General features: G+C 62.1%; 5 protein-coding genes and 1 tRNA gene. 2 read left to right on the forward strand and 4 right to left on the reverse strand.

Translation table 11 applies throughout. The features are described from left to right. On the reverse strand, window positions 1-573 hold a 573-nt coding region (locus EN884_RS26125; RefSeq protein ID WP_128360809.1), incomplete at its 3' end, for an ATP-binding cassette domain-containing protein. Between the two features lie 70 nt (window positions 574-643). Further along, window positions 644-1,633, reverse strand: coding sequence for an arabinose ABC transporter substrate-binding protein (locus EN884_RS26130; protein ID WP_024501894.1), 990 nt, complete (start codon window positions 1,631-1,633; stop codon window positions 644-646). 257 nt (window positions 1,634-1,890) lie between these two features. On the opposite strand from EN884_RS26130, the gene EN884_RS26135 reads away from it, so the two are divergent. Together EN884_RS26135 and dgoD are read left to right on the forward strand one after the other, a co-directional pair. Next, window positions 1,891-2,580: a FadR/GntR family transcriptional regulator gene (locus tag EN884_RS26135; RefSeq protein WP_050596413.1), complete on the forward strand. Its 690-nt coding sequence runs from the start codon at window positions 1,891-1,893 to the stop codon at window positions 2,578-2,580. A gap of 8 nt (window positions 2,581-2,588) precedes the next feature. After that, window positions 2,589-3,737: a galactonate dehydratase gene (gene dgoD / locus EN884_RS26140; RefSeq protein ID WP_024501895.1), complete on the forward strand. Its 1,149-nt coding sequence runs from the start codon at window positions 2,589-2,591 to the stop codon at window positions 3,735-3,737. 192 nt (window positions 3,738-3,929) lie between these two features. Here dgoD and EN884_RS26145 read toward each other — a convergent pair. Further along, window positions 3,930-4,005: transfer RNA gene (locus EN884_RS26145), tRNA-Ala, on the reverse strand. Window positions 4,006-4,177: 172 nt separating this feature from the next. Continuing rightward, the gene (locus EN884_RS26150; RefSeq protein ID WP_013528180.1) at window positions 4,178-4,567 is read right to left on the reverse strand and encodes a TIGR02300 family protein; all 390 of its coding nucleotides are present in this window, start codon (window positions 4,565-4,567) and stop codon (window positions 4,178-4,180) included. Window positions 4,568-4,777 lie beyond the last annotated feature (210 nt).

A 4,777-nucleotide genomic window follows, 5' to 3' on the forward strand; every position in this document is an offset into this window, starting at 1 on the left:
GACCTTGCCCTCGCCGCGCAGGCGGTCGATCAGGGCAAACAGGATTTCGCTTTCGCGCGAGGACAGCGACGAGGTCGGTTCGTCCAGCGCGATAACGCGTGCGTCGAGCATGATCGCCTTGGCGATCTCGACCATCTGGCGTTCGCCGATGGACAGCGTCTTGACCTTGCGGCGCATGTCGATGTCGATGCCGGCCGATTTCAGCTTGGCGCCGACGTCGTCCAGCATCCGGCGGCCGGCGATGATGCCGGCGTTGGCAGGGAAACGACCGAGGCTGAGATTTTCGGCAACGGTGAGTTCAGGAACCAGCTGCAGTTCCTGATGAATGACGATGACGCCATTGTCGAAGGCATCCCGGGTCGACGTATAGGCCTGAACCCTGCCGTCGATGCGGATCTCGCCCTGATCGGCATGCTGGTCGCCGGACAGTATCTTGATCAGGGTGGATTTGCCGGCGCCGTTCTCGCCCATCAGCCCATGCACGGCGCCTTTGTCGACGCCGAACGAGACGTCCGACAGCGCTTTGACGCCCGGATAGGTCTTGGTGATGTGCGAGAAGTCGAGAAAGGACACGGGCAGCGATCCTCTTGTGGAATGGCAAACAGGCGGCGGGATGAGCCGCCGCCTGTTTGTACAGGGAGGATTATTCGATGCCGAGGCCCTGGCGGACCTTCTGGTAGTCGTCGCGCTTGGCGAGTGCACCGGAAGTCAGGATCAGCTTCTCCGGCTCCTTGTTGCTGGCAACCCAGTCATACATGTTGAGCGCCGTTTCGTAGCCATGACGCTTCGGCGAGATGATCACGGTGCCGACGAAGCCGGTGGCCGTCGGCTTCTTGAACTCGTTGATCGCCGAATCCGCGCCGCCAATGCCAACGCCGATCACGCTATCAGCGGGGATGCCGACGCTTTCGGAGGCACGCACCGCACCCAGCACCGCTTCGTCGTTGAGGCCGAAAGAAACCCACTTCTTGATCTCGGCATGGGCGTTGAGCACGACGGTCGCCGCATTGAGGGCAGCTTCCGTATCGGTCTTGGCCTGAGGGGCGTCAAAAATGTTCTCGGCCTTGAAGCCGTTTGCCTTGAGCACCGAGATGGCGCCTTCGACGCGGTCGACGGCGGTCGGCAGTTGGTCATAGGAGACGCGGATGGCGCCGACCTCGTCGGCCTTCCAGCCGCGCGCCTTCATCTCGTCGACGATCGCCTGGCCGACCGCCTCGCCGATCTTGGTTGCCGAGATGCCCATATGCGGCACGTCTTCCAGCGCCTTGCCGTCGGCGCCGACCAGGCGGTCATCGACAGTCATCAGCTTGAGATTGTTGGCGGCGGCCTTGGCGACGATGCCGGGGCCGAGCTTCACGTCGGGCGTGCAGACGATGAAACCCTGCGCGCCCTGGGCGCCGAGATTGTCGATGGCCGACATCAGCTTCTCACCGTCTTCGGCGCCGATCTTGACCAGGGTAAAGCCCTTTTCCTTGGCGGCCTGATCAGCAAACTTCCATTCGTCCTGGAACCACGGCTCCTCGGGCTGTTTGACGATGAAGCCGATCTTGGTGTCCTGAGCATATGCAGCGATGGTCGTGACGGACAGCACGGCAAGCGCGCCCGCGACGAGCGCGGTCTTCAAAAGTCGCATGATTACCTCCCAGCGATAGACCGGGCGCTCAGCCCGGATGCCGGAGTCTCTAATCGCTTTTATCATACTCGTCAATTGATCTGGTATGATAATTAATGTACATGCTCTGACCAGCGATCGCTGGCGCAATTGATCCGCATCCGTTAAGGCCGGACCGGTTGTGCGAAACCAGCGGTTCGCCGCCTTGGAGGAGGGCTGAGGTGACCGGGACTTTGAAGAAACCGCAAGGCGACACAGCCACTCGCCGCCCGCGCGTTATGCCCGACGTGACCAAGGCGATTGCCTCGGACATCTTTTCCGGGCGCTATCCGGCCGGCTCCTCACTGCCGACCGAAAACGAGCTCGGCGTCGAATACAGCGTCAGCCGCACCGTCATCCGTGAGGCCCTGAAAGTGTTGGCGGCAAAAGGGCTGGTGCTGTCGCGGCCACGCGTCGGCACGATCGTCTGCAACGAGGACGACTGGAACATCATCGACCCGCAGGTGCTGGCCTGGCACGCGCCGCATGCACTGGACGACAAGCTCTTCGACGCCATTCTTGAGACTCGCCGGGCCATCGAGCCGCTGGTTGCCGAACTCGCCGCCACGCGCGCGACGCTGCAGGAAATCGCCGATCTCGAAGCCACCTGGCGCGGCATGGCCGGCGCCGGCGAGGATCTCGCCGCCTTCTCGCGCAGTGACATCGCTTTCCACCAGATCGTCTATGCCGCGAGCCATAACCCGATCTTTCGCCAGATCGGCAATCTCATCGACACCGGGCTGAAATTCTCGCTGGAGGCGACGGCGGTGATTTCGCTCGACCGGCGCATGGAGGCCGTGGCGGCGCACCGCGAGGTGGTCGAGGCGCTGCGTATGCGCAATGCCGATGCCGCGCGTGGCGCGGCAAACAAGATCCTCGACCTCGCGGCGCGCGACCTCGTCAGCGCCAAGAAACTCAAGAGCAACTGAGACTGCGCATGAAAATCATCTCGCTCACCACCTACATCGTTCCGCCGCGCTGGCTGTTCCTGAAGATCGAAACCGATGCCGGCGTCACCGGCTGGGGCGAGCCGGTGGTCGAAGGCCGGGCGCTGACCGTCGAGGCGGCGGTCAAGGAGCTTGGCGATTATCTCATCGGCAAGGATCCGCGCCTGATCGAGGACCACTGGACGGTGATGCACCGCGGCGGTTTCTACCGCGGCGGCCCGATCCTGATGAGCGCCATTGCCGGCATCGACCAGGCACTGTGGGACATCAAGGGCAAGGCGCTCGGCGTGCCCGTGCACGAACTGCTCGGCGGCAAGCTGCGCGACTCGATCAAGGTCTATTCCTGGATCGGCGGCGACCGCCCGGCGGAGGTCGCGGCCGGCGCCAGGGAAATGGTTGCGCGCGGTTTCCTGGCGCTCAAGATGAACGGTACCGAAGAACTGCAGATCGTCGACAGCCATGACAAGATCGACGCCGCTGTCGAACGCGTCGCCATGGTGCGCGAGGCCGTCGGGCCCAACATCGGCATCGCTGTCGATTTTCATGGCCGCGTGCACCGGCCGATGGCGCGTGCGCTCGTCAAGGAACTCGAACCCTATAGGCTGATGTTCATCGAGGAGCCGGTGCTCAGCGAAAACCGCGAGGCGCTGAAGGAGATCGCCGCGCTTGGCTCGACACCGATCGCGCTCGGAGAGCGGCTCTATAGCCGCTGGGACTTCAAGTCCGTGTTCGAGGAAGGCGTCGTCGACATCATCCAGCCCGACCTGTCGCATGCCGGCGGCATCACAGAATGCCGCAAGATCGCGGCGATGGCGGAAGCCTATGATGTCGCGGTCGCGCCGCATTGCCCGCTCGGGCCGATCGCGCTTGCCGCGTGCCTGCAGCTCGACGCGGTCAGCTACAACTGCTTCATCCAGGAGCAGAGCCTCGGCATCCACTACAACGCCGCCAACGACCTGCTCGACTATGCCGCCAACAAGGATGTCTTCCGCTACGAGGATGGTTATGTCGCCATTCCCGACGGCCCGGGCCTGGGTGTCGAGATCGACGAGGATTATGTCAAGGAACGCGCCAGGGAAGGCCACCGCTGGCGCAACCCGATCTGGCGCCACAAGGACGGTTCCTTCGCCGAGTGGTGATCCGGGCTGGCTTTCAGACTTCAAGCACTCCAGGAATAATGAAGACTTTGTCCGGCGAGCAGTTGCTCTCGAGAAATGGCTCGTTCGTTCGGTTTGATCGAGGGGCTTTCAGCGGCGTTGTCAAATTGACCATCAAACGCAGATGACCGCAGTGCGGCACATTCATCGGCTGCGAATTGCAGAGGGACTGTTTGGTGGAGCCAATCGGGATCGAACCGACGACCTCTTGAATGCCATTCAAGCGCTCTCCCAACTGAGCTATGGCCCCACTTCCGGCAGTCAACCGGCGCCGTTTCCGGCGAAGAGATCCGGCGCGGGTTGGAGACCGCGCCGTTAGTGCAGGCGGCTTCTAACCCCGCCTTTCTCAGATATCAAGCCTTCGAGAGCCGCTTTTTCTTCACAGACCACGAAAGCCCGCAAACGCCCGCTTTCAAGGCCGATCAGACCTCGTCGTCGTCGTCGCCAACGCCGATCATGTCGGCAACGTCGTCATCTTCTTCCTCTTCGTCGGCGAGGAAGGTGTCGTCCTCGTCGTCGCCGAGATCGACGTCGTCCTCATCGTCGCCAAGATCCGGCAGGTCGTCGCCCTTGACGTCCTCGTCGGCCTCTTCGAGCGAGACGACCTCAACGCCTTCTTCTTCCTCGGCGTCCACTTCCTTCTCGGCCACTTCCTCTTCCTCCTCGAGAGCGGCAATCTTGCCTTCCTCGAAATAGGAACGCGGATAGGTCTTGCCGGTGTAGGGCGAGACGATCGGGTCCTTGTTCAGGTCGTAGAATTTTCGGCCCGTCTCCGGGTCGATACGTTTTGTGCCAAGTTCGGTTTTTGCCACGGCAAGCCTCGTCAATAAAAGAGTGGTCCCCTTAACCACAGTTTGCAGCGCTGTCAAAGCGAAAAGCCGGCGTCACAAAACCATGCATTGAAAGGCCTCGCGTGAAGTGACGACCATGGGGATGACCATTTCGGCCCACCGTGGTACGAGACCGCCGCAACAAATGAAAAGCGCCGGCCCGCCGGCATTCCGTCCAGGGAAATTCCATGT

It is taken from the genome of Mesorhizobium sp. M7A.F.Ca.AU.001.01.1.1, from assembly GCF_004022735.1.
Classification (GTDB): Bacteria; Pseudomonadota; Alphaproteobacteria; order Rhizobiales; family Rhizobiaceae; genus Mesorhizobium; species Mesorhizobium ciceri.

Bases quoted from the DNA above. Each gene is read 5' to 3' on its own strand.
- EN884_RS26130 (WP_024501894.1), bottom strand. From the start codon at position 1,633: ATGCGACTTTTGAAGACCGCGCTCGTCGCGGGCGCGCTTGCCGTGCTG.
- EN884_RS26135 (WP_050596413.1), top strand. From the start codon at position 1,891: ATGCCCGACGTGACCAAGGCGATTGCCTCGGACATCTTTTCCGGGCGC.
- dgoD (WP_024501895.1), top strand. From the start codon at position 2,589: ATGAAAATCATCTCGCTCACCACCTACATCGTTCCGCCGCGCTGGCTG.